At 70.3% G+C, this 25,884-nt stretch carries 25 protein-coding genes and 2 pseudogenes; 11 read left to right on the forward strand and 16 right to left on the reverse strand.

Annotation, left to right across the window (positions count from 1 at the left end; genetic code table 11):
- Positions 1-2 precede the first annotated feature (2 nt).
- Entirely contained in the window at positions 3-329 is a 327-nt protein-coding gene (locus AC5JOC_RS03340) for an NAD(P)/FAD-dependent oxidoreductase (protein ID WP_494245371.1), read from the forward strand.
- A gap of 41 nt (positions 330-370) precedes the next feature.
- Here the strand turns inward: AC5JOC_RS03340 and AC5JOC_RS03345 are convergent, their stop codons facing one another.
- Together AC5JOC_RS03345 and AC5JOC_RS03350 are read right to left on the reverse strand one after the other, a co-directional pair.
- Entirely contained in the window at positions 371-1,591 is a 1,221-nt protein-coding gene (locus AC5JOC_RS03345; RefSeq protein ID WP_426739096.1) for an MFS transporter, read from the reverse strand.
- Positions 1,592-1,622: 31 nt separating this feature from the next.
- On the reverse strand, positions 1,623-2,438 hold the full coding sequence (locus AC5JOC_RS03350) for an SDR family NAD(P)-dependent oxidoreductase (protein ID WP_228501397.1): 816 nt from the start codon (positions 2,436-2,438) through the stop codon (positions 1,623-1,625).
- A 174-nt stretch (positions 2,439-2,612) separates the two neighbouring features.
- Here AC5JOC_RS03350 and AC5JOC_RS03355 point away from each other — a divergent pair.
- A pseudogene (locus tag AC5JOC_RS03355) lies at positions 2,613-3,123 on the forward strand (DJ-1/PfpI family protein); the annotation flags it as partial.
- 111 nt (positions 3,124-3,234) lie between these two features.
- Complete coding sequence (locus tag AC5JOC_RS03360; protein WP_494245373.1) at positions 3,235-3,693, forward strand: helix-turn-helix domain-containing protein; 459 nt, start codon at positions 3,235-3,237, stop codon at positions 3,691-3,693.
- On the opposite strand, the gene AC5JOC_RS03365 is transcribed toward AC5JOC_RS03360, so the two are convergent.
- From AC5JOC_RS03365 to AC5JOC_RS03385, 5 genes are all read right to left on the reverse strand, one after another.
- Positions 3,690-4,493, reverse strand: coding sequence for a family 1 encapsulin nanocompartment shell protein (locus tag AC5JOC_RS03365; protein WP_494245355.1), 804 nt, complete (start codon positions 4,491-4,493; stop codon positions 3,690-3,692). The genes AC5JOC_RS03360 and AC5JOC_RS03365 overlap by 4 nt on opposite strands.
- A gap of 2 nt (positions 4,494-4,495) precedes the next feature.
- Positions 4,496-5,563, reverse strand: coding sequence for a Dyp-type peroxidase (locus tag AC5JOC_RS03370; RefSeq protein ID WP_079704188.1), 1,068 nt, complete (start codon positions 5,561-5,563; stop codon positions 4,496-4,498).
- An 8-nt stretch (positions 5,564-5,571) separates the two neighbouring features.
- Complete coding sequence (locus AC5JOC_RS03375; RefSeq protein ID WP_426739091.1) at positions 5,572-6,471, reverse strand: helix-turn-helix domain-containing protein; 900 nt, start codon at positions 6,469-6,471, stop codon at positions 5,572-5,574.
- 95 nt (positions 6,472-6,566) lie between these two features.
- Positions 6,567-7,784: a cupin domain-containing protein gene (locus AC5JOC_RS03380; RefSeq protein WP_079704186.1), complete on the reverse strand. Its 1,218-nt coding sequence runs from the start codon at positions 7,782-7,784 to the stop codon at positions 6,567-6,569.
- Between the two features lie 126 nt (positions 7,785-7,910).
- Complete coding sequence (locus AC5JOC_RS03385; protein WP_411557184.1) at positions 7,911-8,456, reverse strand: MmyB family transcriptional regulator; 546 nt, start codon at positions 8,454-8,456, stop codon at positions 7,911-7,913.
- A 184-nt stretch (positions 8,457-8,640) separates the two neighbouring features.
- Between AC5JOC_RS03385 and AC5JOC_RS03390 the strand changes: the two are divergent.
- Positions 8,641-9,462 (forward strand): annotated as a pseudogene (locus tag AC5JOC_RS03390) (helix-turn-helix transcriptional regulator); the annotation flags it as partial.
- A 38-nt stretch (positions 9,463-9,500) separates the two neighbouring features.
- On the opposite strand, the gene AC5JOC_RS03395 reads toward AC5JOC_RS03390, so the two are convergent.
- The 6 genes from AC5JOC_RS03395 to AC5JOC_RS03420 all read right to left on the reverse strand — a co-directional run bounded on the left by AC5JOC_RS03395 (position 9,501) and on the right by AC5JOC_RS03420 (position 15,899).
- Positions 9,501-10,070, reverse strand: coding sequence for an MmyB family transcriptional regulator (locus AC5JOC_RS03395; protein WP_159876324.1), 570 nt, complete (start codon positions 10,068-10,070; stop codon positions 9,501-9,503).
- Between the two features lie 97 nt (positions 10,071-10,167).
- On the reverse strand, positions 10,168-11,028 hold the full coding sequence (locus tag AC5JOC_RS03400; protein ID WP_124767706.1) for a helix-turn-helix transcriptional regulator: 861 nt from the start codon (positions 11,026-11,028) through the stop codon (positions 10,168-10,170).
- Between the two features lie 7 nt (positions 11,029-11,035).
- Positions 11,036-12,268 (reverse strand): MinD/ParA family ATP-binding protein, encoded by a 1,233-nt coding sequence (locus AC5JOC_RS03405; RefSeq protein WP_494245357.1) that lies wholly within the window; start codon positions 12,266-12,268, stop codon positions 11,036-11,038.
- Positions 12,269-12,719: 451 nt separating this feature from the next.
- The gene (locus tag AC5JOC_RS03410) at positions 12,720-13,550 is read right to left on the reverse strand and encodes a FadR/GntR family transcriptional regulator (RefSeq protein WP_494245358.1); all 831 of its coding nucleotides are present in this window, start codon (positions 13,548-13,550) and stop codon (positions 12,720-12,722) included.
- Positions 13,551-13,591: 41 nt separating this feature from the next.
- The gene (locus AC5JOC_RS03415) at positions 13,592-15,058 is read right to left on the reverse strand and encodes an APC family permease (RefSeq protein WP_159876313.1); all 1,467 of its coding nucleotides are present in this window, start codon (positions 15,056-15,058) and stop codon (positions 13,592-13,594) included.
- 61 nt (positions 15,059-15,119) lie between these two features.
- On the reverse strand, positions 15,120-15,899 hold the full coding sequence (locus AC5JOC_RS03420; RefSeq protein WP_192003896.1) for a carbon-nitrogen hydrolase family protein: 780 nt from the start codon (positions 15,897-15,899) through the stop codon (positions 15,120-15,122).
- Between the two features lie 125 nt (positions 15,900-16,024).
- Here AC5JOC_RS03420 and AC5JOC_RS03425 point away from each other — a divergent pair, with 125 nt between their 5' ends.
- From AC5JOC_RS03425 to AC5JOC_RS03435, 3 genes are all read left to right on the forward strand, one after another.
- Positions 16,025-17,080, forward strand: a complete 1,056-nt coding sequence (locus AC5JOC_RS03425; protein WP_494245361.1) for an NAD(P)H-dependent flavin oxidoreductase — start codon at positions 16,025-16,027, stop codon at positions 17,078-17,080.
- 70 nt (positions 17,081-17,150) lie between these two features.
- Entirely contained in the window at positions 17,151-17,810 is a 660-nt protein-coding gene (locus AC5JOC_RS03430) for a hypothetical protein (RefSeq protein ID WP_192003894.1), read from the forward strand.
- Positions 17,807-18,073 (forward strand): hypothetical protein, encoded by a 267-nt coding sequence (locus tag AC5JOC_RS03435; protein WP_056010480.1) that lies wholly within the window; start codon positions 17,807-17,809, stop codon positions 18,071-18,073. The genes AC5JOC_RS03430 and AC5JOC_RS03435 overlap by 4 nt, the downstream gene beginning before the upstream one ends.
- 193 nt (positions 18,074-18,266) lie before the next feature.
- Here the strand turns inward: AC5JOC_RS03435 and purB are convergent, their stop codons facing one another.
- Together purB and AC5JOC_RS03445 are read right to left on the reverse strand one after the other, a co-directional pair.
- Positions 18,267-19,649, reverse strand: coding sequence for an adenylosuccinate lyase (purB, locus tag AC5JOC_RS03440; protein WP_064296029.1), 1,383 nt, complete (start codon positions 19,647-19,649; stop codon positions 18,267-18,269).
- Positions 19,646-20,173 (reverse strand): low molecular weight protein-tyrosine-phosphatase, encoded by a 528-nt coding sequence (locus AC5JOC_RS03445; RefSeq protein ID WP_079704175.1) that lies wholly within the window; start codon positions 20,171-20,173, stop codon positions 19,646-19,648. Before AC5JOC_RS03445 ends, purB begins: the two co-directional genes overlap by 4 nt.
- Positions 20,174-20,653: 480 nt before the next feature.
- On the opposite strand from AC5JOC_RS03445, the gene AC5JOC_RS03450 reads away from it, so the two are divergent.
- Positions 20,654-22,096, forward strand: a complete 1,443-nt coding sequence (locus tag AC5JOC_RS03450; RefSeq protein ID WP_494245363.1) for a hypothetical protein — start codon at positions 20,654-20,656, stop codon at positions 22,094-22,096.
- A 20-nt stretch (positions 22,097-22,116) separates the two neighbouring features.
- Here AC5JOC_RS03450 and AC5JOC_RS03455 read toward each other — a convergent pair whose 3' ends face one another.
- Entirely contained in the window at positions 22,117-22,509 is a 393-nt protein-coding gene (locus AC5JOC_RS03455; RefSeq protein ID WP_191939856.1) for a phage holin family protein, read from the reverse strand.
- Between the two features lie 100 nt (positions 22,510-22,609).
- On the opposite strand from AC5JOC_RS03455, the gene AC5JOC_RS03460 reads away from it, so the two are divergent.
- The 3 genes from AC5JOC_RS03460 to AC5JOC_RS03470 are packed head-to-tail and all read left to right on the forward strand — an operon-like array spanning position 22,610 to position 25,874.
- Entirely contained in the window at positions 22,610-23,761 is a 1,152-nt protein-coding gene (locus tag AC5JOC_RS03460) for a histidinol-phosphate transaminase (protein WP_241160968.1), read from the forward strand.
- Positions 23,758-24,897 carry a thiamine pyrophosphate-dependent enzyme gene (locus AC5JOC_RS03465; protein ID WP_079704171.1) on the forward strand — a complete coding sequence of 380 codons (1,140 nt, stop codon included), beginning with the start codon at positions 23,758-23,760 and terminating at the stop codon, positions 24,895-24,897. The genes AC5JOC_RS03460 and AC5JOC_RS03465 overlap by 4 nt, the downstream gene beginning before the upstream one ends.
- Positions 24,894-25,874, forward strand: a complete 981-nt coding sequence (locus tag AC5JOC_RS03470) for an alpha-ketoacid dehydrogenase subunit beta (RefSeq protein ID WP_079704170.1) — start codon at positions 24,894-24,896, stop codon at positions 25,872-25,874. The genes AC5JOC_RS03465 and AC5JOC_RS03470 overlap by 4 nt, the downstream gene beginning before the upstream one ends.
- The last annotated feature ends 10 nt before the right edge of the window (positions 25,875-25,884 follow it).

A 25,884-nucleotide genomic window follows, 5' to 3' on the forward strand; every position in this document is an offset into this window, starting at 1 on the left:
CCATCGACTCGGCGGGGACGACGACCGACGTGCCTGCGTCGCGCCTGTTCATCTGCATCGGCGGGAGCCCCAACACCGCCTGGGCCCGCGACTCCGCGGTCGCGCTGGACCCTCGCGGCTTCCTGCTCACCGGAGGCGACCTGCTGCCGGAGCACCTGTCGGCGTGGCCGCTCCGCCGTCAGCCCCTGCACCTCGAGACGAACCAGCCCGGCGTGTTCGCGGCCGGTGACGTCCGCGCCAACTCCATCAAGCGGGTCGCGTCGGCCGTCGGCGAGGGGGCGATGGCGGTCTCCCTCGTCCATCGCTACCTCGCCGAGACGTTCGGGTAGGCCGAAGCCGACACCGCCCGTTCAGTGGCAGCCGGGCCCGGTCAGGGGCGTCCGGCCGCTCGCCGGGTCATCGCGACACCGGCGAGCACCGTCGTCACCAGTACGAGCGAGACGAAGATCAGCAGCACGTCGATCTCCGGTGCGAAGGTGAGGGCGAAGCCGATGGCCAGCACCGGGAGTGCGAGGCCGCAGTAGGCGATCAGGAACACGAGCGACAGCGTCTCGCCCCGGCGGGCGGGATCGGCGAGCGATCCGGCGGTCGCGATCGCCGACTTGAACAGGACGCCGACACCGAGTCCGGCGATCACACCGCCGACGAGGAAGACCCCCAGCTGCGGCAGGACCGCCCCCGCGGCGACCGCGGCGAGTCCGATGCCACAGCTCACGGTCGCGATCAGGAGTTGGCGCTGCAACGGGAGTCGAGCGAGCAGCACCTGACCGAGCGCGGCGGCTCCGAACACGGAGAAGGTCGTCACACCGGCGAGCAGGTGGTCGGGTGCGTCGAAGGTGCCGATGAGGATGGTGGGTGCGAGTGAGGTGAACAGGCCGAGGAGCGCGAAGCCGGCGAAGGCCCCGAACCCCGCGGCGATGAACGCCCCTCGGGACGACGCCGGGACCGCGAGGCGCTGTGGTCGGTAGCGCCTCCGTGGTTCGCTCTGCTCGACGGTCTCGGGCACGGAGACCATGACGATCGCGGCGATGACGAGCGCGACGAGGAACACCGCGTGCGGGAGCACGAGCGGGTTCGGGAGGAACTCGGCGAAGAGTCCTCCGATGAGCGGTCCGAGGGCGAGACCGCCCAGGTTGCTGGCTCCGGCGACCGATGCCGCGACGATCGAGTTCTCGTCGGGCCGGGCGACCGCGCGCAGCTCGCCGAGGTGCGCGGTCGCCGTCGCGGTGAGCACGCCGATGCTGACGCCGTTGACGACCCGCGCGACGATCAACCCCTCGACGCTGCTCCAGAGGAGGAACAGCACTGCCGACAGCGCCGAGATCAGGATCGCGATGAGCAGCATCCGCCGCCGCCCGACCCAGTCGCTGATGTGGCCGACGAAGAAGAGGCTGAACACGACGCCGACGGCGTAGGCGGCGAAGATGACGGTGATCGTCGAGACGGGGAACCCGTCCCTCGCCTGGTACAGCGCGTACAGCGGGGTCGGGACGGTCGAGTAGGCCATCACCAGCAGGAACGTGGTGGCGACGATCCAGAACCCGGCACCGTGGGAGACGCGGGATCGGGTCGAAACAGGGGAGGTCGTCATCGGGTCGCTCGGCTCTCGATCGGTGTCGACGTCAGGGCAGGATCGAGTCGACGTAGCCGCCGTCGACCCGGAGCGCGCCGCCGGTGGTGCCGGACGCGAGCGGCGAGGCGAGGTACACCACGAGGTTCGCGATCTCGATGGGTTCGAGGAGGCGGCCGATCAGCGACTGCGGGCGGTGCAGACGCATGAACTCCCGCTGGGCGTCGTCCCACTCGAGCTCGTCGCCGACGAGCTGCCGGACGAAGGTCTCCACGCCCGGCGTGTGGGTGGGGCCGGCGATCACCGAGTTCACGGTGACGCCGGTCCCTGCGGCAGCCTTCGCGAAGCCGCGGCTCACCGCGAGGAGGGCGGTCTTCGACATGCCGTAGTGGATCATCTCCTCGGGGATGACCACGGCGGAGTCGCTGGCGATGTCGACGACACGACCCCAGCCGCGACCGGACATGCCGGGGAGCAGGAGCCGGGTGAGGCGAGCGGCCGACAGCACGTTGACCTCGAACATCGACCGCCACTGCTCGTCGGTGATGTCCAGCGGCGGTACGGCCTCGAAGACACCGAGGTTGTTGACGAGGATGTCGACCTGGCCGGCCTCAGCGACGAGCCGTTCGGCTCCCTCCCGGGTGGTCGCGTCGGCCGTGATCCCCCGCACCGACTCGACCGATTCGGTGTCGAGCGAGAGGACGGCGGCCTCGAGGCGATCGGCGTCGCGGCCGTTGACGATGACGTCCGCCCCCGCCTCGACGAGCCGCGCGGCGATGGCGTAACCGATTCCGCTCGTCGAGCCGGTCACCAGCGCGGTGCGATGGGTGAGGTCGAGGGGGATGGTCCCCGCGCGTTCGAGTCGCATGAGCGGATCTCCTTGGGCGTCGTGGAGTGGATGGGCCGGATTCCAGGCGGCGGGCCGGTCCGACCGAGGCTACGCCGGCGCCGGGCCGGAGTCTTCGGACGTTCGTCGGCGGCAGGTGCGACAGAAGTCGAATCCGACGTTGGCCGGGGCGCTCTCGTCGGGCAGGATGTGGGGATGAGCCCGCCCCAGCAGGAGCCAGGACCACAGCCCATCCTCGGAGGACCCGCGCGACGACGCCGCGTCGGGATCTTCCTGTTCGACCAGGTGAAGACGCTCGACTTCGTCGGCCCGGCCGAGGTGTTCACCGAGGCGAACCAGCGGGTCGACGGCTACGACGTCCGGTTCTTCTCCCACGACGGCGAGGACGTCGTCACGTCGATGGGACTCCGGGTCGGCGTGGACGCCGCCGCGGCCGACAGCGGACCGCTCGACCTCGTGATCGTCCCGGGGAGCGAGTCCGCACCACAGGTGTACCGCCCGGAGGAGGTGCAGACGTGCGGTCCGCCTCCTCGCGGCCCGAGCCGAGCGGGTGGCATCGATCTGCAGCGGAGCGTTCGCCCTCGCGGTCACCGGGCTCCTCGACGGCAAGTCGGCGACGACCCACTGGAAGTTCACCGGCGCGCTCGCCACCGCCTACCCCTCCATCGACGTCCGTCCCGACTCGATCTTCGTCCGCGACGGCGACACCTACTCCTCGGCCGGGGTCGCCGCCGGGATCGACCTCGCGCTCGCGATCGTGGAGGAGGACCACGGTGCGGACGTCGCACGCTCCATCGCGCAGTTGCTGCTCGTCTACATGCGCAGGTCCGGCGGCCAGTCGCAGTTCTCCGCCTCCGTCCGCGCGAAGCCGGCGCGGACCTCGATCGCGAAGGCCGTCGCGGACTACATCCACGGCGATCCGACCCGGGCGGGATCGTTGGCCGACATCGCCGCACACGCGAACGTCGGCGTCCGCCATCTCAACCGGGTCATCCGGGACGAGCTGGGCATGACGCCCATCCAGTACGTCGGCTCGCTCCGACTCGACGTCGCGCTCGGCATGCTGGAGGCCGGGGACACGGTGGGGCAGGTCGCCGCTGCCGCCGGGTACGCCAGCCCGATCGCCTTCCGCCGTGCGTTCGCGGCACGGTACAACACGACGCCCTCCGAGTACCAGCGACGGTTCCGCACGACGGGTGTCGGCGTGGCCGAGGCGTCCCTGCAGACCCGGTCGCCCCTGGCCGACCCGATCGACGGAGCCGTGTCGCCGCGCTAACGGATCGCGACGGCAGCCTCTGGCGTCACGACGCGGAAGCTGAAACTCTCCTCCAGGTACAGGCTCACCGACTCGGCCGAGTGCGCCGCATAGCCGAGGGCGATGTCCTGACCGGATTCGAACAGGAAGTCGCCGCCACGTCGGCTGAGGACGACGGCTCCCTCGATACCGGGCGTCCAGACGACCTCCCCGCCGAGGATCGCCTCGATGTGCGAGGACAGCCGCGCACCACCGCTGTCGTTGCCGCCCGTGACCGACACCCAGCCCGGTGCGTCGACGGCCAGGGCGTAGGGGCCGCCGACCCCGGCCCGCGCGAGCGTCTCGACCGCCGTGGCGACCACCTGTGCGAACCGCGTCGGGTCGTCGTCCCGCGTCAGCGGTGGGTGCGGCGAGGCAGCCGTCGCACCCGTGTACCCGGCCGCGGACCAGCCGGACAGGATCGCCGCGTTCTCCACCGTGGACAAGCGGGTGACCGCGTCGTCGAGCGGGGAGAGGTCCACGTCGAGTGCGCCTCTCGCCGCGCTGTCCAGCTCGCTGCGCATGAGCGCGAAGTCGGCACGCACCTCCGTCAGGGGCAGCGACGCACGCTGTCGGGCGATCACCCCGTCCATCGGGGCGTCGACGACCGCGCCGACACGGCCGATGTCGGTGGAGGAGTGCTCCCAACCCAGCGGGCCGGCGAAGTCGACCACCCGTCGGCCGCCGAGTACCGGGGTGAGGCGCGCACGGGCCTCGTCGTCGAGCATCTGCCAGGTCTCATCGGTGATCGGCGCGAGGTGTCGGAAGAGATGGTTGTTCACGGTCACGTCCTTTCGGGAGCGGTTTGGAGCGAGCCGAGACCGAGGGAACCGTCGGCGGGCTCGGGCGGCGAGGCAGGGATGACGGCGCTCGCCGGATCAGCGGGGCCGGACGGGGCCGGATCGTCGTCCATCGCCTCGAGGAACGCGGCGCTCGGAGCGAAGAACACGGAGCCGGTCCGGGCGGTCGAGAAGTCGAGGAGTCGGTCGTGGAGTCCCGGTGGGTCACCGATGAACATGCGCTCGAGCATCCGCTCGATGACCCAGAGCCGTCGGGCGTACCCGATGAAGTAGGTGCCGAACTCGCCGCCGGCCGGGCTCCCGAACGGCATGTTGTCGCGGAGGATGTCGTGCTCGGCACCGTCGACGACGATCGTGGACAGGGTCTTGTGCGACTTCTGGCCGGTCTCCGCATCGTCGAGTTCGACGTTGTCGGCCTTCGTGCGGCCGATGATCGCCTCCTGCTGTTCCGTGGTGAGCGCGCGCCAGCGGTCGAGCGGATGCGTGTACTTCTGCACCACGACGTAGCTGCCACCGGCGAAGGCCGGGTCCTCGTCACCGACGAGCGTGGCGTCGGGAAGGTCCTGCCCGACGGGGTTCGCCGTGCCGTCGACGAAGCCGAGCAGGTCGCGGACGTCGAAGTACCGGAAGCCGACCGTCTCGTCCACGACTTCGACGGCGTCGCCGAGCAGGTCCAGGAGCTGCCGCTCGAACTCGAAGCACAGGTCGCGTCTCGCAGCGCGGATGTGGAGCAGGACGTCGCCGGGCGTGGAGGGCGCGGTGTGCCGGTCGCCGACGACCGCGGGGAAGACATGGAGCTCCCTCGGTGCGGGACCGCGCGTGAGCTCACCCCAGACGCGCGCGCCGATCCCGACGGTGCAGGACAGGGCGGCGTCGAGGTCGCGGAAGGCGACGTTCTTCAGGACATCGGCGACACCCGCCAGGGTGCTGCGGACGGTGTCGATCGCGCCGACCGCGTCGCGCACGGTGAGCACGAGGAAGACGGCGGTCCCGCTGAGCGGCGCGTCCACGGCCTGAGGCTCGATCGGGACGCGTCGTGCTGAACTGGTCACGTCGACCTCTACTCGGTGCCAGCGGACCGCGGGTGCAGCTGCCGCACCGGGGCGACGGTACGGGTCTCCGGAACACGTCGGCGTCGGCTGGACGCGGACGACCGCTCCGACGCGGTGGGGACGTCGTTCCAGAGGCGGAGCAGCTTCAGCGACAGGTGCAGCGTGCTCCGCTTCAAGCCGTCGGCCAGCGCGTCGCGCACGACCTCCGGCATGGTGTCGAGCCGGTAGTAGAGCGTCGTGCGGTGGATGTGGAGCCGCTCGCACGCGACGACGACGTTGCACCCGGAGTCGAGGTAGGTCTCCACCGTCTCCCGACGCACGGGATCCGCGTGCCAGAGCTCGTCGGCCGCCGGCGACGCCGAGGTCACGAGCTGCGGCCCGCCACCGATCGCGTGCAGGAGTCGCCATCCGCCGAGATCCTCCGCGCGGGTCGACCCGAGCGCGTCCCCGACCTGACCGACGATCTCGGCAGCGGTGCGCGCCTCGTCGACGACGCCGAGCAGGTCGTCCTCGTCCGCGTGCAGCACGGCCGAACCGATCGCGGAGATGCGGACACCGGCCGGCGCGACGGAGCGGACCCACTCGTCGACGGGCGAGGCGGCGCGTCGTTCGGAGGTCACGAGGACGAAGCCGCCGACGTGATCGAGGACGAGCGTGTGGTCGCGGCCGTCGTGACGGAGGGCCCGCGCGTACTCGTCCCGCTCCATCGTGCTCGTGGTCCCGAGCAGCACCGAACGCACGACCACCTCACCGTAGGAGTCGAGCCAGCGCCTCGAGCGCGCGGTCCTGAGCGCGTGGCGCCGCCGATCCCGGTGGTCGCTGAGCATGTCGATGAGGACGAACGCCCGGTCGTCCGAGATGGACCAGGAGCCCTCGGCCGGTTCGATCGTGCTGCGTTCGCTGTTCATCGGTGCCTCCGCGCGGTTGAACGAGTGGTGTCCCGCTCAAGCTAGGACGGATGGCCCTGGGCGAGCGTGGCCCGCCGAGAGCCACCCTGCCCGGATCACGGACGCAGCGGCGTGATCCCCTGCGCTTCCCGGGGGAAGGTCGCCAGGGTCGCCTCGTCGATGTTCAGGTGTGCGGCGACGAGCGACGGCGGCACGTGCGCCAGCCAGTTCGCGAGCGACACCTCCTCGTACCGGTCCGTGCGGAACACCTCGAGGAACTGCAGCACGTCGTCGCCGGTGTTCTCCACGTAGTGTCCGAGGTTCTTCTTCACGACGCCGATGTCGCCCGGGCGGAAGTCGGTCGTGTTCGCGTGGGGTCCGGTGTTGAAGACGGTCATCCTGGCGGATCCGCGGAGGTAGTACTGCCACTCGTCGGCGTTGGGATGCCAGTGCAGCTCGCGCATCGACCCGGGTTCCACCGTCACGAGCGCTGCGGCGACCGACTGCGACAGCGGGAAGTTGGTGCTGTCCGCGATCTGGATGCTCCCGCCGCTGTTCCGGTGGAGTGGCTTGGACCGCGACAGTCGGAAGATGATCGGTTCCGACGCTCCCCACTCGACACCGGCGTCCTCCTGGTCCTTGGCGAGCGGGCCGGGCTCGTCGCCGGGGAAGATCCAGAGGTTGTGGAGCGGGATGTCCGCGAAGGTCTCCTGGGCCACCCCGAAGTTCTTCGCCAGCACGTCCGGCGGCGTGTGGGCGAACCAGTCCGTGAGCAGCAGGGTGTTGGACTCCGACTGGTCGCCGTCGTCGAACGCGAGCACGAACTCGGCGCCGTCGGGACCCAGCCCCTGCAGGGAGTGCGGCGTCCCGGCGGGGAAGAACCACAGATCGCCTTCCTCCACGTCCTCGACGCTGGGCATCCCGGATCGGCTGAGGGTGGTGACCCGGCACCTGCCACGGGTCATGACGGCCCACTCGGCCGTCTGGTGCCAGTGGAGCTCGCGGATGCCGCCTGACTCGAGGTACATGTTCACGCCGGCGATCTCGTCGGAGATCGCGAAGTCCTGCTTCGTCACCTCGCGCGCCCACCCACCGTCCTGCACGCGGCGAGGCGAGATGTTGAACGACGACCAGAAGAACGCCTGCGTACTGATGTCGGTTCCCGGAGCGTCGATCTGGTTCGGGAACTGGCTTGCGACTGCCGGGTTCTGCGGGCCGGTCATCTGCGTGCTCTGCGGGTGGCGGAGCGTGTTCACCTCGCCCTCCGCCGGAAGATCCGGGTTGCCCAGACTCGGGGTCTCGTGGTGCGGGACGGTGTCGTCCGTCGAATCCATGGTGTCCTCCTCGCTCCGCCGCCCTGCGGCCTGGATCGTCTCCAGCCCAGCAGGGACGGCACGACAACCCTTCCGACGGATGACGAGATCGTGCCCGTCGGCGGTCGGATCGTGGCGGCCCGCTCGTCAGGTCCGGTCGGGGGACTGCCCGGCGAGGACCGCGAGCAGCCGTGCCGAAGCCTCGTCGCACGCTCGCCAGACCACGAGACTCATGCCGAAGTGCTCGGGGACCTCCAACTGGAGGTAGCGCAGCTCGAGACGCCCGAGATCCGGACGGTCGAAGGTGAACGACTCGGCCGCATCGGGTCGGAGGCCCGGCTCCAGCCCGGCCCAGGCCTCAGCGAAGCGGCTGTTCCCGGAGCGGAGTTCGTCCACGAGGCCCTCGAAGATCGCGTCCCACTCGTGGGTGCCGAGCGACTTCCGGAGTTCGCCCACCACATGCTCGGTGACGAGGCCGGGGTCGGGACTCGCCCGGAGGACCTCCGGGCGGAGGAAGGTCGAGCGCAGCAGGTTGGCTCCTGGACGGAAGGCCTGCGACAACGCCTGGGCGAGGGGGTTGGCGTGCAGCACCGTGAAGTGGCGGTCATGGACGAACGCGGGGACGGTCGACCAGGAGTCGACGAGATCGACCAGGTCCTGAGGGAGCCGATCGGCGGGTCCGCGCTCAACCATGCGACCACGATAGTGACGTCGGGCGGCGACCGGGTGGGACGCGCAGGGTCAGGCTCAGCGAATGACCGATCGTCGGTCGACATGTCCAGAAACGACCCATGATCGGCCGCGGAAGGATGCATACGGACGAGCTTGCTAGGGGAGGATTGGCGTCGATCCCACTCGCTCTCCGGAGGACGCGGCGATGTCACCAACTCGGCTTTCGAATGCTCTCGGCGAGTTCCTCCGCGCGCGCCGGGAGTTCGTGCGGCCAGAGCAGGTCGGCATCGGCGCCGACACGTCCCGACGGGTGCCGGGCCTGCGCCGCGAGGAGGTCGCGCACCTTGCGAGCATCAGCCCCGAGTACTACCTGCGGATCGAGCAGGGTCGTGTGCGGCGGCCGTCGGAGCAGGTCCTCCTCGGGCTCGCCCGTGCCCTGCTGCTGGACGACAGTGGACGCCGATACCTGCTCCGGTTGGCGAGCCCGAGGCCGTTCATGCGCGCGGTCGACGACCGGTCGACGCGACTCGACGACCGGGTCGCCCGGCTCCTCGCGCACTGGTCCGGCACGCCCGCCTACGTGAGCGACGACAATCAGTACGTCGTCGCCGCGAACGCGCTCGCGCGGGCATGGGTGCCGCCGGGCATGCTCGACCCCGGGGTCAACCTGCTCGTCTCGGCCTTCGAGCAGTACGCCGACTTCCGAGGCACCACGTCGCCCGACGCACCGGAGTACGAGCGCATGCACCGGGAGTGGGAAGGGACCCTCCGCGACCTCACCGCCCCGCTCCGCTACTACGGCCGACCGGACGATCCGCGCCTCCAGGAGATCGTCGGGATGCTTTCGGCACGGCACCCGGTGTTCCGGACGATCTGGGCGGAACACCTCGTCAAACCGCAGATGTCCCGGCGGACGCGCACGTTCATCGAGCCGCTCGGCTGGGTCGACTTCCGGGCGCAGACCTTCGAGGTCCCGCACACGGACCAGTTCCTCACGGTGTTCTTCGACGAGCCAGGCTCAGCTGCGGCGGCGGCGATCGCCTACCTCGCAGCTCGGGACGAGCTTCAGCGGGAGGGCACCGGATCGCTCGAGGTGGAGGGCTCGTCCGGCGAGACCGCCTCGGACAGCCGCTTCAGCCGCGCCCGGGACGATGCTCCCGACGGGACGAAGACCAGCAGCAGGTCGCCCTCGGGCCCGGGCGCGTTCAAGACGTTGTAGACCATCCGGACCTCCCCGGCCGGCGTGGGGAAGACGATGGGGCCCGACGTCCCGGAGTGCCCGTCGCCCGAGGCCCAGGTCTGGGCGAAGTCGCGCGACTTCGCGGAGAGTTCGCCGATGATCCGAGCCGCCGGGCGATCCGTATCGTGCTCCTCGACCGACCGCTTGAGGAGCTCCGCGGTGGTCTCGGACATCCGGGTCCACAGCGGATCGCCGACGACCCGGTCGGGGGAGAGGAACGCGAAGCGCGCCAGGTTGACGCCGGTGTGGAACGCCGGCGTCAAGCGTGCCGCCGCCGGATTCGCCTCGAGGACATCCAGCGTGCGGTCGCAGAGGACCACGGGTACCTCTCGCCACGAGTCGATGAAGTCCCTGATCCGGTCCCGGCGCTCACGCACGCCCTCGTTCGCGATCATGCGTCCACGGTAGGCGCTGCGACCGCCGTCGGCTACCCCTCTGGTGCCCGCCGGCCCACCTCGGTCAGCGTGCGCCGGTCATCGCTCCGGATGGCGGTCAGTCGGCCCGGGCGGCGAGGTAGGCGAGCACCGCGGCCCCTGGGGAGCCGCGCTCTGCGAAGACCGTCGTCAACTGATGACCGGGCCAGTCGGGGACGAGGAGGTGCTGATACTGCAGCTCGACGGTCCCGAACTCGTCGATCGAGGCCCGAAGTGGACCGCCGGCGAGGGGACGGGCGTCATGGCGAGCCCAGAGGCGGGCGAACAGCGGACTGCGAGCGGTGAGCTCCTCGACGATCGTCTGCAATCGAGGGCTGCTCGGATCGCTGCTGTAGCGGAGTGCTGCGACCACGGCCGGGGCGCTCACCTCCCACTCCGGGGCGATGGACCGCACCCGATCGTCGAAGTACCCGAGCACGTCGTTCTGCCCGACGTCGAGGAGGCCGCCGCCGATGCGTCGCGCGAGCGCGTTCGATGCGACGACGTCCCGGTTGCCGTCGGTGATGTACGCCCCGGTGTCCGACCAGTGGTCGAGGAGTGTCGTGTCCGGGACGGATCGTCCGGCCGGTGCGGGCGTGCCGGCGTCCAACGGTCGGCGCTCGGCCGGGAAGAGGTCGACGTCGTAGGCGAGCCGGAAGAGGTAGTCCACGGCGTGCTCGTCGAGTCGAAGGGCCCGACCGATGCCCGCCAGCACCTCCTCGGACGGGCGCTGATCCCGCCCCTGCTCGAGGCGGAGGTAGTAGTCGGCGCTGACGTCCGCGAGGGCTGCCACCTCGGTGCGTCGGAGTCCGGCGACCCGCCGCCCGTCCTCCGGGACGAACCCCGCGTCCTCCGGTCGGACCAGTCCTCGACGAGCCCTGAGGTAGTCGCCGAGCGCGGCCGCCCGCGTGATGCCGGTCTCCGATGCTCCCTGCGTCATGGCCCGGTCAGAGTCCGCGCGACACCGCGGCTGCCGCTGCGAGCCACGCCCGCTGCGTGCTCGACCGCAGGGCGTCGTGACGGATGACGCCGTTCTTCAACGCGGGATCGAAGGGGACGACGACCACGTCGCGCACGTAGGGTCGGAAGTCCTCGGCGTACGCGTTGGCGATCGACGTGTCCTTGGCCTCGGCCTCGGAGACGATGACGACGGCGTTGCGCGCGAGTTCAGCACCGCGCTCGCTCACGCGGCTGACGGCGGTGAGGGTGAGCCGCGCGCCCTCCTTCTTGTCCTCGACGGTCGTGGTCGGGATGACGAGCTGGTCGGTCAGCTCCACCATGCGCCGCCAGTTGGGGGCACCGGCAGAGTTGCCCGAGTCCATGACGATCAGGCGGTAGTACTTCGCGAGGACGCGATGGACGAGGTCGACCTCGTCGGCGGTCACCACATGCTCGCCATCGGCCGCGGATCGCAGCACCTCGTACTTGTCGCCGGGCTGGTGGTGGACGAACCGCGACAGGTCGGCTCGCTCGGCGCCGGGGGAGAGGAGGTCACTCGCCGCGGCGAGGAGGTCGAGGACGGTCGAATCATGGCCGCCCTGCTCGGTCCGCCAGCCGAGCGTGCCCATGGTCTCGTTGTTGTCCCAGGCCGCGACGCCGCCACCGCCGTACCGGGCGAAGACGGACGACAGGTTGACGACGGTCGGCGTCTTGTTGGCGCCGCCCTTCTGGTTCGCGACGGAGATGGTGCGACGCCTCGGGAAGTGGCGTGACACGGCGTGGACGTCGTCACGCTCGGCGCGCTCGCTCGCGGACGGCGGCACCGAGAAGCCGAGCTTGTTGAGCAGGCCGGCGAGCCCGTGCTGCGCCGGGCCGATCGTGGGCGGCGCGAGGAACGAGGGTGCATCGCGCAGGTCTCGTCGAGCCGGGGCGGCCGGCTGGCCCGGAGCCTGCTGCTGCTGCTGTGGGACCGGGGGCTGCTGCTGCTGCGCGGGCGCGGCCGGCGGTGCCTGCACCGACTGCTGGACCGGGACCGCCCGCTGCGCCGGCACCGGCTGCTGCGCGTTCGGCTGGTTCGAGACCGGCTGGAACGGCGGTGTGCCGAACGCGGGCTGCTGCACGGTCGGGCGCTGCGGCGGGACGGGCTGCGGCGTCGTGGTCGCCTGTGGGTTGGCGGAGACCGGCGGCGTGGGCTGCGCCGGGACCGGCGCAGGTGTCGACGGCTGGACGGGCGCAGGCACGGGGCGGTGTCGGCGGCTGAGCCGGGGCCGGGCGCGCGGGTGCCGGCTGCGCGGGCGTGGGCGGCGGCGCCTGGATGAGCGGCACCCGTTGCGCCGCTGCGGGCGGTGGCGTGGACCGTTGCGCGGTGCGCGCGGGCGCTGTGGACTGCGGTTCCTCCTGCAGTTCGCCGTCGACACCGATGAGGAGCACGGTGACGCTCGTGGGGTCGGTCACCGTCACGCGGATCGGTCGACCCGACTTCCGGGCCTCCGCCTGCATCAGTTCGACGAGCTGGCGGCGGGCCGTTCCCTCGTCGGTGGCGGTCAGGTACTGCTCGGCGGTGCCGACGCGGAACACGCCGGAATTGTCCGCCAGCAGCGATGCCGTCATCGGCGGGAAGTCCTGTATCGAGGCCTTGTCGATCATGCTCTCACTCCTTCGCGGCGGGGGTGAACCCGTCCCCACTATGCCTTAGTACGGCGCATGTCGGATTTCCGGCCCCAGCCGTGACGCCTCGCCGAGCGTGCTCCGAGCGTGCGCCTTCGGTCGTCTCCGAGGCGCTTCAGGGAGCGGATTGCGCGCTCTCGTCGGTCGTGGCCCGCGAGGCCGACGTACATCGAGCGGTGGAGCTCCGCGACGTGGTCGAAGGCGAGGCGACTCGCTGCTGCCGCATCGCCGATCGCGGAGGGCGTCGACGAGCTGGGCATGCTCCTCGTTCGACGCGCGCAGGTACTCGATCCGGTAGGGGATGAAGTAGGAGTACAGCTCGCGGGACACGCGGTCATGGAGGTCGGCCGCGCCCGGCACGCCTGCCGACACCGCCAGCTCGGCGTGGAACGCCGCGTCGGCCTCGCGGAACCGGCTCCAGTCCGGCTCGGTCCGCATGGTCGCCACGAGGTCGTCGAGTCGATGCAGGGAGGCCGCCTCCGGTGCAGCGGCGGCCCGCGCCGCCAGCCCGGCTTCGAGCGTCGCGCGCTGGTCGATGAGCGCGTGCACGTGGACGGCGTCCTCGCGGTAGGCGGCGATCTCGGGCACGGTGCCCACCGCGGGCGCATCCGCGATGAACGTGCCACCCGTGTTGCCCTGCCGCCGGACCACGACGCCCTCGTCGCTCAACGCCCGATACGCGCGCCGCACCGACATCTCGCTGACCCCGAACGCTCGAGCCGCTTCCTCGGGTGCCGGGAGCCGTTGGCCGGGCACCAGCATCCCGAGCTCCAGCGCCAGCGAGATCCGCGCGCGGACGGTGTCGACGGCGGTCGTGCGTCGGATCGCTCCGAGTGAGGGCGAACCCAGATCCATGGCACCCTCGTCTCGTCGCTGATCGACTCCGCGACCCTGGTTCAGCCGGCGGTCGGTTGGTCGGCGGTCGCCTCGCTCACCGCGCCGTCCGGCTCGGCGTCCAGGGGGAACCGCTTCCCCAACACGATACCGATCAGCATGGCGACCACGGGGATGAGGGCGAGCACGACACTCACGGTGACGCTTCCGCCCGTGACGAGCGTGAAGTTCGACAGCACGAGCCACAGCGCGAACGCGAGTCCGACCACCGCGAGGATCGGGAACACCCGCGCACCCCACGTGCGGCCGGCGACCAGCTCGGGTCGGCGCGCGAAGAACACGAGGACGGCGATCGAGGTCGTCAGCATGAGCAGCACCATCCCGACGGTCGCCACCCCGGCCATGGATCCGAAGACCCCGACGAGCGGGTCGAGGCCGGCGAGTGCGAGCGCTGCGAGGACGATGGCCGCCGTCACCGTCTGCACGATCGAGGAGGTCGACGGGGAGTGGTGTGCGGGGTGGCGCCGGCCGAGGCGGGCGGGCAGCACCGACTTCTGCGCCAGTGTGAACTGGTAGCGCGCGATGACGTTGTGGAAGGACAGCACGCACGCGAACAGGCTCGTGATGAGCAGCACCTGGACGACATCGCGCATGATCGGGCCGAGGTAGGTCGTCGTCGTGTCGAGCAGGAGGTTGCCCTCGCCGGCGAGCGTCTGCTGGGCGACCGCGACGGCGTTCCCCGCGCCGACGCCCGTCACGAGCGCCCAGCAGGAGATGGCGTAGAACACACCGATGATGACGACGGCCAGGTACGTTGCTCGCGGGATGGTGCGTTCCGGGTTGCGCGCCTCGTCTCGGAAGACCGCGGTCGCCTCGAATCCGATGAAACCGGTGAGGGCGAAGAGCACGGCGACGCCGATTCCACCGGTGAAGATGTTGGCGGGGTCGAAGGTCTCGACCGCGATGCCGTCCGCGCCGCCCGTCGCGAAGATGACGACGTCGAGCACGACGACCACGAGGATCTCGAGCGTCAGGGCGATGCCCAGCACCTTCGCGCTCAGGTCGATGTGCCGGTAGCCGAGCACCGCCACGATCGCCATCGTCGCGAAGGAGTACAGCCACCAGGGCAGGCTCGGGCCGCCGAAGTACGTGACGAGGTCGTCGAGCGCCCACCCCATGTAGCCGTACACGCCCACTTGGATCGCCGTGTAGGCGACGAGTGCGGTGAACGCGGAACCGAGACCGAGGCGCGAGCCGAGTCCGGCCGTCACATAGGAGAAGAACGCGCCGGCTTCGCGGACGAACGGCGTCATGGTGACGAAGCCGACGGAGAAGACGAGGAGGATCACGGCGGCGAGGGCGAAGCCGATCGGGGCTCCGGCGCCGTTGCCGGTGCCGATCGCGATGGGGACGTTGCCGCCGATCACGGTGAGTGGTGCGGCGGCGGCGATCACCATGAAGACGATGGAGCCGGTACCGAGCTGGCCGTCGAGGCGCTGACGCGGCTCGGCGATGGGGTTGACGGTCATGAGGTCACTTTCCAGGGGAGTCGGGGGACTCGGAGGGGGAGGGGAGGAAGGACGGGATCCTTCAATACAGCTCGGCGCGGCGGTCGGCGAGGTAGGGGTTCTCCTGCCTGGCGCGCTTGGTGGCCTCGGGATCGATCGTGGCGATCATGAGACCGACGGCGTCCGCGTCGAGCGCGTCGAGGACCACGCCGTCCGGGCCGACGATGCTGCTGCGGCCGACGTAGGTGAGGTCCCCTTCGGAGCCGACGCGGTTGACGTAGACGAGGTGGACCTGGTTCTCCCAGGCGCGCACCGGGATGAGCCGCTCGGCGATGTGCGCGTACGGCTCCATCTGCGCGGTGGGGACGATCACGACGTCGGCGCCGTCGAGGGCCGCCGCGCGGACGGTCTCGGGGAACTCGACGTCGTAACAGATGAGGACGGCGACGCGGACGCCACCCAGGTCGACGGTCGGTGCGAGGGTGTCACCGGCCACGAAGAGCTGTCGGTCGAGCTCGCCGAACAGGTGCGTCTTGCGGTAGCGGAGTAGCTCCGTCCCGTCAGGACCGACGAGGACGAGGGCGTTCGCGACGGCTCCGCCGGGGAGCGGTTCGGGGAGGCCGGCGAGGATCGCGATCCCGGTCTCGCCGGCGATGGCGGCGACCCGGTCGACCAGCTCCGGGGTGGCGAGCGGGGCGAGGCGGTCTCCGAGGTTGTAGCCGGTGATGAACATCTCGGGGGTGACGAGCAGATCCGCGCCGCGATCCGATGCCTGTCGGGCGGCGTCGGCGACGAGCGCGAGGTTCGCCTCGACGTCTCCGGGGACGCCGTGGTGCTGCAGTCCGGCGATGGTCAGGGTCATGGCGGTGGAGCTCCTCTGTGGGCGTGCGTCGATGCACTCAGTAAACAGCTCAAAGTGAGTTGTTTGATGTCCATCATGTTTCGATCCGGTTTCGCCCGCAAGAGGCGACGGGACATACTGGTGGCGTGCGTGCCCTTCCTGTCGACGTCCCGATCGTGCTCGGCCCCTTCGGAGGCCTGTCCTCCGTCGAACTCACCGCGACGGTGAGTGAGCTGGGCGGCCTCGGCTCCTTCGGTCTGTACGGCTACGACGCCGAGCGCATCGAGCGGACGGTCACGGCGCTCCGCGAGCGGACCGCGGCGCCCTTCGCACTGAACCTGTGGCTGCCGCGTGGAGACGAGCTGTCGCCCGACGACTCCGAGGCGTCCTTCGCAGCCGCGGTCGAGGCGCTCCGACCCGTGTTCGACGAGTTGTCGCTCGAGCTGCCCGATCGCCCGGCCCGGTACGTGCCGCCGTTCGACGAGCAGATCGAGGCCGTCCTGGAGGCGCGGCCCGCCGTGGTCAGCTTCGTCTTCGGGGTTCCACCGCGGCCGGTGGTCGACGCGGCGCACGAGCGGGGCATCGTCGTGGTCGGGACGGCGACCACGGTTGCCGAGGGGCTCGCCCTGCAGGAGGGCGGCGTCGACGTCGTCGTCGGCACGGGCATGGAGGCCGGCGGCCACCGCGTCTCGTTCCTGCGAGCGGCCGAGGACTCCCTCGTCGGTCTGGTCGCCTTGATCCCGCAACTCGTCGACGCTTTGGACGTCCCGGTGATCGCCGCCGGCGGTATCGCCGACCGACGTGGTGTCGCCGCCGCACGGGCGCTCGGCGCCGCCGGCGTGCAGGTCGGGACCGCCTTCCTCCGCACGAGCGTCTCCGCGGCGACGGCCGAGCATCGGGCGGCCATCGTCTCGACGCCCGCCGACGGCACCGTCCTCACGCGCGCGATGAGCGGCAGGCTCGGCCGGGGTGTCCCGAACCGGGTGCTGCGCCAGATCGAGGCGTCGGGGGTCGTCGCCCCGTTCCCGGTCCAGAACTGGCTGACCGGGCGGTTCCGCACCGTCGCCTCCGAGCGGGGCGTCGCGGACCTCCAGGGCTTCTGGGCTGGGCAGGCGTCACTGCTGACCCGGGATCGGGCCGATGCCGAGGCCGTCTTCGCGGAACTCGCCGCGGGCCTGTCGGTCCCACCCAGGGCACCCTGACCCCGGTCCGCGTCGCCCGCAGGACCGCGTAAGCTGGAGGGGACTTCCTGCAAGAGATGAGACGTTCACCGTGCCCAGCATTCCGTTCGACGGCGCCAAGCACGATCGGTACTGGATGGTCCCGATCCTGCGTGCGGTGATCGCGCTCGCCACGGCGGGGGTCGTCACCTTCACGCAGGGCCACTCCTCGCAGTTCGGCCTCGTGGTCTTCGGGGTCTTCACGCTGCTGTCCGGCGCGATCGTCGGCGCCTTCGCCTTCCCGAACTTCTCCGACACCGTGACGCGCGCCTTCTTCCTCGGCCAGGGCGTCATCGGCGTCGTGACCGGCGTCTTCTCGCTGCTCGTGAGCGGCGGCGGGCTGAGCATCTTCCTCTACGTCGTCACCCTGTGGGCGGCCCTCACCGGATTCCTCGAGCTGTACAGCGGGATCCGCTGGCGCGGACGCCTCGCCGCGGCGAAGGACTGGACCGCGGTCGGTGCCTTCACGGTGCTGCTCGCCATCGCGACGCTCCTCGTCCCGCCCGGACTCGAGCAGCGATTCGCCGCCCCGGGAGGTGTCGAGGGTGTCCTCCGTGCGGACATCGTCGTCGTCGGCCTCGTCGGGGCATACGCCGCGATCATCGGCGTCTACCTCGTCATCGGCGGACTGTCGCTGCGGTGGGCGGGCAAGCGCCCGGTCACCGGCGCAGCCACCGACGACACCACCGGCACGGCTGGAGCCGCATCATGAGCAAGCCCAACCGCGACGACGTCCTGCGGCCGATCGAGCTCCTCGTGCTCTCGGGCGTCATGGGGGTCTTCACCGGCGTCGTCGTCCTGATGTCGACCCGCGAGATCGTCCTGTCGCTCATCGGCCTGGGCATCGCGTTCATCGCCTCGCTCGTCGTCCTCGCGATGCTGGCGCTCGCCGTGAAGCCCGACTTCCAGGAGAAGCTCGACCTCGACGAGCAGGACGGCGACGACAAGCGTCCGCCGCGCCCCTCCGGCCACTGACCGTCTCGTCCCTCCGGCCCTGAGCGATCCCTCCGGTCCTTCGGCGTCTTGCCGGGTCCCGCGCGTTCCCTCCGGTCCCTGAGCGTCCCTTCCGGTCCTTGAGCGTTCCTTCCGGTCCCTGAGCTTGTCGAAGGGCGCACGCCGACAGGCTCGGTGACCGGTCTCCCGTTCCCCGAGCCTGTCGATGGGCGACCTACGGCAGGTAGTCCACCAGGTCGTCGGAGAGCCCGAGGTACGTCGCCGGGGTGAGCTCGAGCAGGCGCTGCTTCGCGGCGTCGCCGATGTCGAGCTTGGAGACGAACTCGACGAGCTCCGCCTGGCCGAGACGCTTGCCGCGCGTGAGCTCCTTGAGGAGCGCGTAGGGGTCCTCGATGCTCGAGCGACCCGCGGTCACCTCGGCGCGGATGACCGTCTGGATGGCCTCCGCGAGCACCTCCCAGTTGTGGTCGAGGTCCGCGGCGAGCACGTCCTCCGCGAGGTCGATCTGTCCGAGGCCGCCGAGGATGTTGTCGAGGGCGAGCAGCGAGTGGCCGAACCCGACACCGATGTTGCGCTGGGCGCTCGAGTCGGTGAGGTCGCGCTGGAGTCGCGAGGTGACGAGGGTGGCGGCGAGGGAGTCGAGGATCGCGCTCGACAGCTCCAGGTTGGCCTCGGCGTTCTCGAAACGGATCGGGTTGACCTTGTGCGGCATGGTCGACGAGCCGGTGGCGCCCGCGACCGGGATCTGCCGGAAGTAGCCGATGGAGATGTACGTCCACATGTCCGTGGCGAGGTTGTGCAGCACGCGGTTGGCGTGGGAGATCTTGCCGTAGAGCTCCGCCTGCCAGTCGTGCGACTCGATCTGCGTCGTCAGCGGGTTCCAGTCGAGGCCGAGTCCCTCGACGAACTCGCGCGAGATGGCGGGCCAGTCCGCGTCGGGATCGGCGACGACATGGGCGGCGAAGGTGCCGGTCGCGCCGGAGAACTTGCCGAGGTACTCGTTCGCCTCGATCTGCAGGGCGATGCGCTCGAGTCGGTAGACGGTGACGGCGAGCTCGCGGCCCATCGTGGTGGGCGTCGCCGGCTGGCCGTGCGTGCGGGCGAGCATCGGGACGGCCCGGAAGTCGACGGCCTTGGTGCGCAGGGAGTCGAGGACGAGTCGCAGCTTCGGCAGCCAGATGGCGCGGACGGCCTGCGACACGGTGAGCGCGTAGGAGAGGTTGTTGATGTCCTCGCTCGTGCAGGCGATGTGGGTGAGTTCGGCGATGCGGTCGAGACCGAGCTCGGACAGGCGGTGGCGCACGAGGTATTCGACGGCCTTCACATCGTGACGCGTGACGGCCTCCTTCTCGGCGAGCCAGTCGATGTCGGCCTGGCCGAAGTCGAGGTAGAGCGCGCGGAGCTGCTCGATCTCCGCCGGGGTGAGCGGGGAGGAGCCGAACATGGAGTGCTCGGTGAGGTAGACGAGCCACTCGACCTCGACCTGCACGCGGGCGCGGTTCAGGCCGGCCTCCGAGAGGTACTCTCCGAGCGCCGTCACGGCGGGGCGGTAGCGACCGTCGAGCGGGCTGAGCGGCTGGGCGGGGAATTCGGTCATGGGGTGGCTCCCTGGGTCAGTGCTGGTTCGAGCTGGTGGAAGAGGGATCTGCAGGCATGGTCGATCATGCCGAGGACGGTCTCGAACATCTGGGCGTCCGAGTAATAGGGGTCGGGTACGTCGCGGGTCCCGGAGGTGCTGTCGAAGCTCAGGAGCAGGTGCACCTTGGAGCGGTCGGCGTCGTTGCCCGCCCAGGCCCGCAGGATGCGTTCGTGACTGCGGTCGAGGGCGACGACGAGGTCGTAGCTGTCGAAGCGGTCGGGGTCGAACTGCTTGGCCCGGTGGGCGGTGGCGTCGTGGCCGTGCGCTCGCAGCGCGGTGACCGTGCGGTGGTCGGCGTGCTCGCCGACGTGCCAGTCGCCGGTGCCGGCGGAGGAGACCTCCACGACCCGCTCCAGCCCGGCGGCCGCGACGAGGTCGGTGAAGACGCTCTCGGCCATCGGGGATCGACAGATGTTGCCCGCGCAGACGAAGCACACGCGGAACGGGGTCGTGCCGGGGTCGGCCTCCCCGAGGGTGTTCATGCGTCTATTCTGGCCGACCGCGCCCGAGCCGTCGAACCGTTCTCAGCTGACTCCGCTCCACAGCTCCCACGCCGGTCGGCTTCCTCCACATCAGCACGGTGTGCCGGCGTGACCGCTCCGCCGGTTGGGCAGAGTCGAGCGTGATGCCGGCGGTGGGCGGGCGGAGGGCGAGGGGACATGGCGTTGGAGTACGACCCGTTGGCGATGGGCTTCCCGTCGCAGTCGACGGCAGAGGAGGCTGCCTCGATACTCGAGGGGCGCGCTCGATGTCTCGAGGACGTCCTGCTCGAACTGGAGCCGGAGATCCTCAGGTTCGCGCAAGCGCGCAGCGGTCTCGAGTGGGTCGGTCCAGCAGCCGTGCAGTTCGCCTGGTCCGCGGACGAACTGACCGCAGTGCTTCGTCAATCGGCCTCTGCACTCGATGAGGGACTCCGAAGCGCTCGTGGGGCGGCATCGTCGATCGCCGACGGGAGTGGAACGATGAGCGACGACCTCACCATCCGAGGAGGAGGCGTCGTAGCCGTCGCCACTGAGGATCACCTGCTCCTCGGCGCGCTGCTCCTCGAACTCGGCGAGGCCTGCGCGAGCTGGGCCGACCGCGTGGAATCGGTGTCGACCGACGACGTGTCCCTGGTGCCCGTCGGCCCGACGATCGTTCCCCAAGCCGATGCGGGGGCGGGAAGCGGGGCGGCTGCGAAGGCCGCCACCAGCTTGCGGCGTGCGAGCGACGACGCGAGCCGGTTGGGCGGGCATCTCATCGTCGGGGCGGAGCAGTACGGAGAGCTCGAGCGGATGGTCCAATCGTTGTTCACGTTCACCGGGGGCGCCGCGGGATGGGTCCTGGGAGCCTCCCCATTGATCCCCCTCGGTGTCCTCGCCGCCGTTGGAGAGGTGACGCTCATCAGGACCGTGTTCCGCGGAGTGTTGGGGTTGCTGTCCTCGGACCTGCAGGACGGCTTCGATGAGGTCTCGGCGAAGACTGCGCGTGAGCTGATGTCGTCACCCGCGTTCGTCGCCCTCGTGCGCGGAGTCGTATCGGGTTCCGACGAGTTCATGATCAGCGCGTTCGGTCTGCCGGCGATGCTCGACGCGAACCGTCTGAGCGAGGAGGGCATCACCGGGGTGGCGTTCGCAGCCGCGGTCGCACTGCGCGGAGTCGACCGTGCCGGCCTCCTCACTCCCGCGGCGCCGGTCCGCACGGTCGAGGTGAAGGCCCAGGGCGCTCCGGCGCCCCTGAAACCTCCGACCCGGTACGAGGACCTCGTCGAGCGGATGCCGCACGGGGGAGCGGGCTCCCCGCAGATCAGGATCGAGCGGTACGAGGACGTCTCCGGCGCGGACCAGTGGATCGTCTGGTCGGGTGGAACCATCGAGACCGGGTTCCCTGAGACGTCGACCGAGCCCTTCGACAACCGCAGCAATGTCAACGCCGTCGCAGGTCTGGAGGCGGAGAGCGCCGAAGCGACCCTCCAAGCCATGCGACTCGCGGGTATCCCGGACGGCGCCTCCGTGCTCCACGTCGGGTACTCCCAGGGCGGCATCATCGCGTCCCGCATCGCTGCCAGCGGTACCTACGACTCCTCGGTCGTCACCTTCGGATCGCCGGTCGAATCGGTCGACTTCGCGGACGACCTCCCGCGCACCCATGTCGAACACACCGAGGACGTCATCCCCGCGCTCTCCGGTGAACGACGCGACTCACTCAACGGGGGTACCGTCGTCCAGCGTTCGTTGTACGACGGAGGACCACCGCCGGCCGGTGACGATCCCCTTCCGGCTCACAATCTCGACCGTTACCGGGAGACGGCGCGCCTCATCGACCAGTCCTCGGAGGAGCGGCTCACGCCAGCGATCGACCCCCTCGCCGGGCTCACCGGCACCGGGGAGGTCTGGCAGTACCGGGCCGACAAGGTCCTCCCGTGACCGGGTGGTGGAGCTGAGTGTCAGTCCTTCGTCTTCGGGCGGATGACGATGCCGAGCAGCCAGTTCACGATCGAGATGACGATCGCCCCGAGGACGCCCCACCAGAAGCCGTCGACGGTCAGGCCGAAGCCGAACCAGCCGCTGATGCCCGCGGTGATGAGGAGGAGGAGCCCGTTGATGAGGAGCCCGATCAGGCCGAGTGTGAGGATGTAGAGGGGGAACGCGAGCACCTTGATGACCGAGCCGATGATGGTGTTCACGACCGCGAAGATGAGGGCGACGAGCGCGAAGGTCAGGATCGTCTCGAGCGTGCCGCCGGGCGCGTACGGTGTCACGTTCACACCGGCGACGATGAGGGTGGTGACCCAGATGGCGAAGCCGTTGACGATCAGGTTCAGCAGAAAACGTCCCATGACGGCAATCCTCCCACCCTTGCCACGGCGGGCAAAGGGCCGATTCGGACCGGCGCACTGCATTCCGACGCAGGTATCCTTCGCGGCCTAGACTCGTCGAGTGAGTGACAACCTGCCAACCACCGCCCAGCCGGCCGCTCAGCCGGGCCGGAGCCCGGTCCGTCTCCGTCCGGAGATCGCAGATCTGCCGCCCTACCGTCAGGGCAAGCCGGCCGCACCCGACGCCTTCAAGCTCTCCAGCAACGAGGTCCCGTTCCCGCCGCTCGACGCCGTCCTCTCGGCCATCACCGACACGGCTGCGAACTCCCACCGCTACCCCGACGGCGCCGCACTCGCGTTGCGCACGGCGCTCGCCGAAGCCAACGGCGTCACGCCGGAACGCATCCACATCGGGGCGGGCTCGGTCGCACTCCTCAGCCAGTTCATCACCGCGACCGCCGGTCCGGGAGACGAGGTCGTCTTCGCCTGGCGCTCCTTCGAGGCCTACCCGGGTCTCGTGACCGTCGCCGGCGCGACGTCCGTGCGCGTCCCGAACCGGCCCGACGGCTCCCACGACCTCGAGGCGATGGCCGCAGCCGTCACCGACCGCACCCGCGTCGTCATCGTCTGCACGCCGAACAACCCCACGGGCCCGGTCGTCGAGCGCGCCGCCTTCCTCGCCTTCCTCCGCTCCGTGCCGTCGGACGTGCTCGTCCTCCTCGATGAGGCCTACCGCGAGTTCGTCACCGACGACGACGCCGTCAACGGCATCCCGCTCCTCGACGAGCACCCGAACCTCGTCGTGCTCCGCACCTTCTCGAAGGCCTACGGACTCGCCGGCCTCCGCGTCGGCTGGGCCATCGGCCACGAGCTCGTCCTCGACGGCGCCCGCAACGCGGCCATCCCGCTCTCCAGCACCGCGCCGGCGCAGCAGGCGGCCATCGCCGGACTCGCGAACGCCGAGGACATCCGAGCCCGCGTCGCGGTCATCACCGCCCGACGCGACGACCTCGCCGCCGCACTCCGCGAGCAGGGCTGGTTCATCCCCGCGGCACAGGGCAACTTCGTCTGGTTCGGCCTCGGCGAGCAGACGGCCGCGGCGAACGAGACCTTCCTCGCGCACGGCATCGTCGGCCGCGCCTTCCCCGGCGACGGCGTCCGCATCTCGATCGGTGAAGCCGAGTCGATCGAACCGCTCCTCGCCGCCGCTGCAGAGATCCTCGCCGGACTGCCGGCCGACCACCCGACACGAGAGGGAGTGCGCTCACGATGAGCCGTTCCGGAGACGACCCCACCGTGCCCAGCGTCCAGTTCATCGACGCGGCCGGCACCTTCGCGCCGAACGAACACGCGGAGCGCTATCAGCCGTTCCTCGATCGCCTGACCGAGACCGACCTGCAGCAGTTCTACCGCGACATGGCGAACGTCCGCGCCTTCGACATCGAGGCGACGAACCTGCAGCGCCAGGGCCAGATGGCGCTGTGGCCGCCGAGTCACGGGCAGGAGGCGGCGCAGGTCGGTTCGGCCCGTGCGGCGCGAGCCCAGGACCACATCTTCCCCTCCTACCGCGAACACGTCGTCGCGATGATCCGCGGCGTCGACCCCATCGACATCGTCCGCCTCATGCGCGGCAACACGCACGGCGGCTGGGACCCGGCAGATCCGTCGAACGGCAACATGCACCTGTACACCCTCGTGCTCGCCGCCCAGACCCTGCACGCGACCGGCTACGCGATGGGCCTGAACTTCGACAAGGCCGTCGGCACCGGCGACCCCGACCGCGACACGGCCGTGCTCGTCTACTTCGGCGACGGCTCGAGCTCCGAGGGTGACGCGAACGAGGCGTACATCTACGCCGCCAGCTACCAGACGCCGCAGGTGTTCTTCCTCCAGAACAACCAGTGGGCCATCTCCGTCCCCGTCTCCCGTCAGGCCCGCGAGCCGCTGTATCAGCGCGCGGCCGGCTTCGGCCTCGACAGCGTCCGCATCGACGGCAACGACGTGCTCGCGAGCTACGCGACGGCGGCGAAGCACCTCGACGACGCCCGCGCCGGCCACGGCCCGAGCCTCATCGAGGCGATGACCTACCGCGTCGGCGCCCACACCACGAGCGACGACCCGACCAAGTACCGCACCGACGACGAACTCCAGTCCTGGATCGCCCGCGACCCGATCGTCCGGTTCAAGACGTACCTCCAGGGTCTCGGCGCTTCCGACGCGTTCTTCGCCGAGGTCGACGAGGAGGCTGCTGCGCTCGCGGAGGACACCCGCGTCCGCACGCTCGCCCTCGAAGCGCCCGGCCGAGAGCTCATCTTCGACGGCGTCTACTCCGAACCGCACCCGCTCATGGTCGAGCAACAGGCCTGGCTCGAACGCTACGAGGCCTCGCTCGAAGGAGGCAACGCATGACGACGACCACCATGCCGATGGCCAAGGCGCTGAACGCGGGCCTCCGGAAGGCGATGACCGAGGACGACAAGGTCCTGCTGATGGGCGAGGACATCGGCCCGCTCGGCGGCGTCTTCCGCGTCACCGAGGGCTTGCACGCCGAGTTCGGCGGCGACCGCGTCCTCGACACCCCGCTGGCGGAGTCCGGCATCGTCGGCACCGCGATCGGTCTCGCCATGCGCGGCTACCGTCCGGTGTGCGAGATCCAGTTCGACGGCTTCGTGTTCCCGGCCTTCAACCAGATCACGACGCAGCTCGCGAAGCTCACCAACCGGCACGAGGGCAAGCTGCAGATGCCCGTCGTCATCCGGATCCCCTACGGCGGACACATCGGCGCGGTCGAGCACCACCAGGAGAGCCCCGAGGCGTACTTCGCCCACACCGCCGGCCTGCGCGTCGTCAGCCCGTCGACCCCGAACGACGCCTACTGGATGATCCAGGAGGCCATCGCGTCGAACGACCCGGTCGTCTTCCTCGAGCCGAAGAGCCGCTACTGGCCGAAGGGCGAGGTCGACCTCGACGGCTCGGCCGCGCCACTGCACGGTAGCCGCATCGTCCGCACCGGCACGGAGGTCACCCTCGCCGGACACGGCGCGATCGTGAGCGTCATGCTGCAGGCGGCTGAACTGGCCGCCACGGAGGGCACGAGCGTCGAGGTCGTCGACATGCGCTCGCTGTCGCCCATCGACTACGACCCGCTCGTCGAATCCGTCCGCCGGACCGGCCGCCTCGTCTACGTGCAGGAGGCGCCCGGCTTCACGAGCGTCGGCTCGGAGATCGCGGCGACCGTCACCGAGCGTGCCTTCTACTCGCTCGAGGCACCCGTTCTTCGGGTGTCCGGGTTCGACACCCCGTTCCCGCCGGCGAAGCTCGAAGGCGTCTACCTCCCGGATGCCGACCGCATCCTCGAGGCCGTCGATCGCTCGCTGGCGTACTGAACACCGAAGG

The sequence above is a fragment of the Plantibacter sp. genome, assembly GCF_059073635.1.

Coding starts and splice junctions, on each gene's coding strand:
- AC5JOC_RS03380 (WP_079704186.1), bottom strand. CDS start 7,784: ATGGATTCGACGGACGACACCGTCCCGCACCACGAGACCCCGAGTCTG.
- AC5JOC_RS03345 (WP_426739096.1), bottom strand. CDS start 1,591: ATGACGACCTCCCCTGTTTCGACCCGATCCCGCGTCTCCCACGGTGCC.
- AC5JOC_RS03360 (WP_494245373.1), top strand. CDS start 3,235: ATGCGCAGGTCCGGCGGCCAGTCGCAGTTCTCCGCCTCCGTCCGCGCG.
- AC5JOC_RS03350 (WP_228501397.1), bottom strand. CDS start 2,438: ATGCGACTCGAACGCGCGGGGACCATCCCCCTCGACCTCACCCATCGC.
- AC5JOC_RS03465 (WP_079704171.1), top strand. CDS start 23,758: ATGAGCCGTTCCGGAGACGACCCCACCGTGCCCAGCGTCCAGTTCATC.
- AC5JOC_RS03435 (WP_056010480.1), top strand. CDS start 17,807: ATGAGCAAGCCCAACCGCGACGACGTCCTGCGGCCGATCGAGCTCCTC.
- AC5JOC_RS03410 (WP_494245358.1), bottom strand. CDS start 13,550: ATGGATCTGGGTTCGCCCTCACTCGGAGCGATCCGACGCACGACCGCC.
- AC5JOC_RS03400 (WP_124767706.1), bottom strand. CDS start 11,028: ATGACGCAGGGAGCATCGGAGACCGGCATCACGCGGGCGGCCGCGCTC.
- AC5JOC_RS03450 (WP_494245363.1), top strand. CDS start 20,654: ATGAGCGACGACCTCACCATCCGAGGAGGAGGCGTCGTAGCCGTCGCC.
- purB (WP_064296029.1), bottom strand. CDS start 19,649: ATGACCGAATTCCCCGCCCAGCCGCTCAGCCCGCTCGACGGTCGCTAC.
- AC5JOC_RS03385 (WP_411557184.1), bottom strand. CDS start 8,456: ATGGTTGAGCGCGGACCCGCCGATCGGCTCCCTCAGGACCTGGTCGAT.
- AC5JOC_RS03455 (WP_191939856.1), bottom strand. CDS start 22,509: ATGGGACGTTTTCTGCTGAACCTGATCGTCAACGGCTTCGCCATCTGG.
- AC5JOC_RS03470 (WP_079704170.1), top strand. CDS start 24,894: ATGACGACGACCACCATGCCGATGGCCAAGGCGCTGAACGCGGGCCTC.
- AC5JOC_RS03375 (WP_426739091.1), bottom strand. CDS start 6,471: ATGAACAGCGAACGCAGCACGATCGAACCGGCCGAGGGCTCCTGGTCC.
- AC5JOC_RS03420 (WP_192003896.1), bottom strand. CDS start 15,899: ATGACCCTGACCATCGCCGGACTGCAGCACCACGGCGTCCCCGGAGAC.
- AC5JOC_RS03415 (WP_159876313.1), bottom strand. CDS start 15,058: ATGACCGTCAACCCCATCGCCGAGCCGCGTCAGCGCCTCGACGGCCAG.
- AC5JOC_RS03445 (WP_079704175.1), bottom strand. CDS start 20,173: ATGAACACCCTCGGGGAGGCCGACCCCGGCACGACCCCGTTCCGCGTG.
- AC5JOC_RS03395 (WP_159876324.1), bottom strand. CDS start 10,070: ATGATCGCGAACGAGGGCGTGCGTGAGCGCCGGGACCGGATCAGGGAC.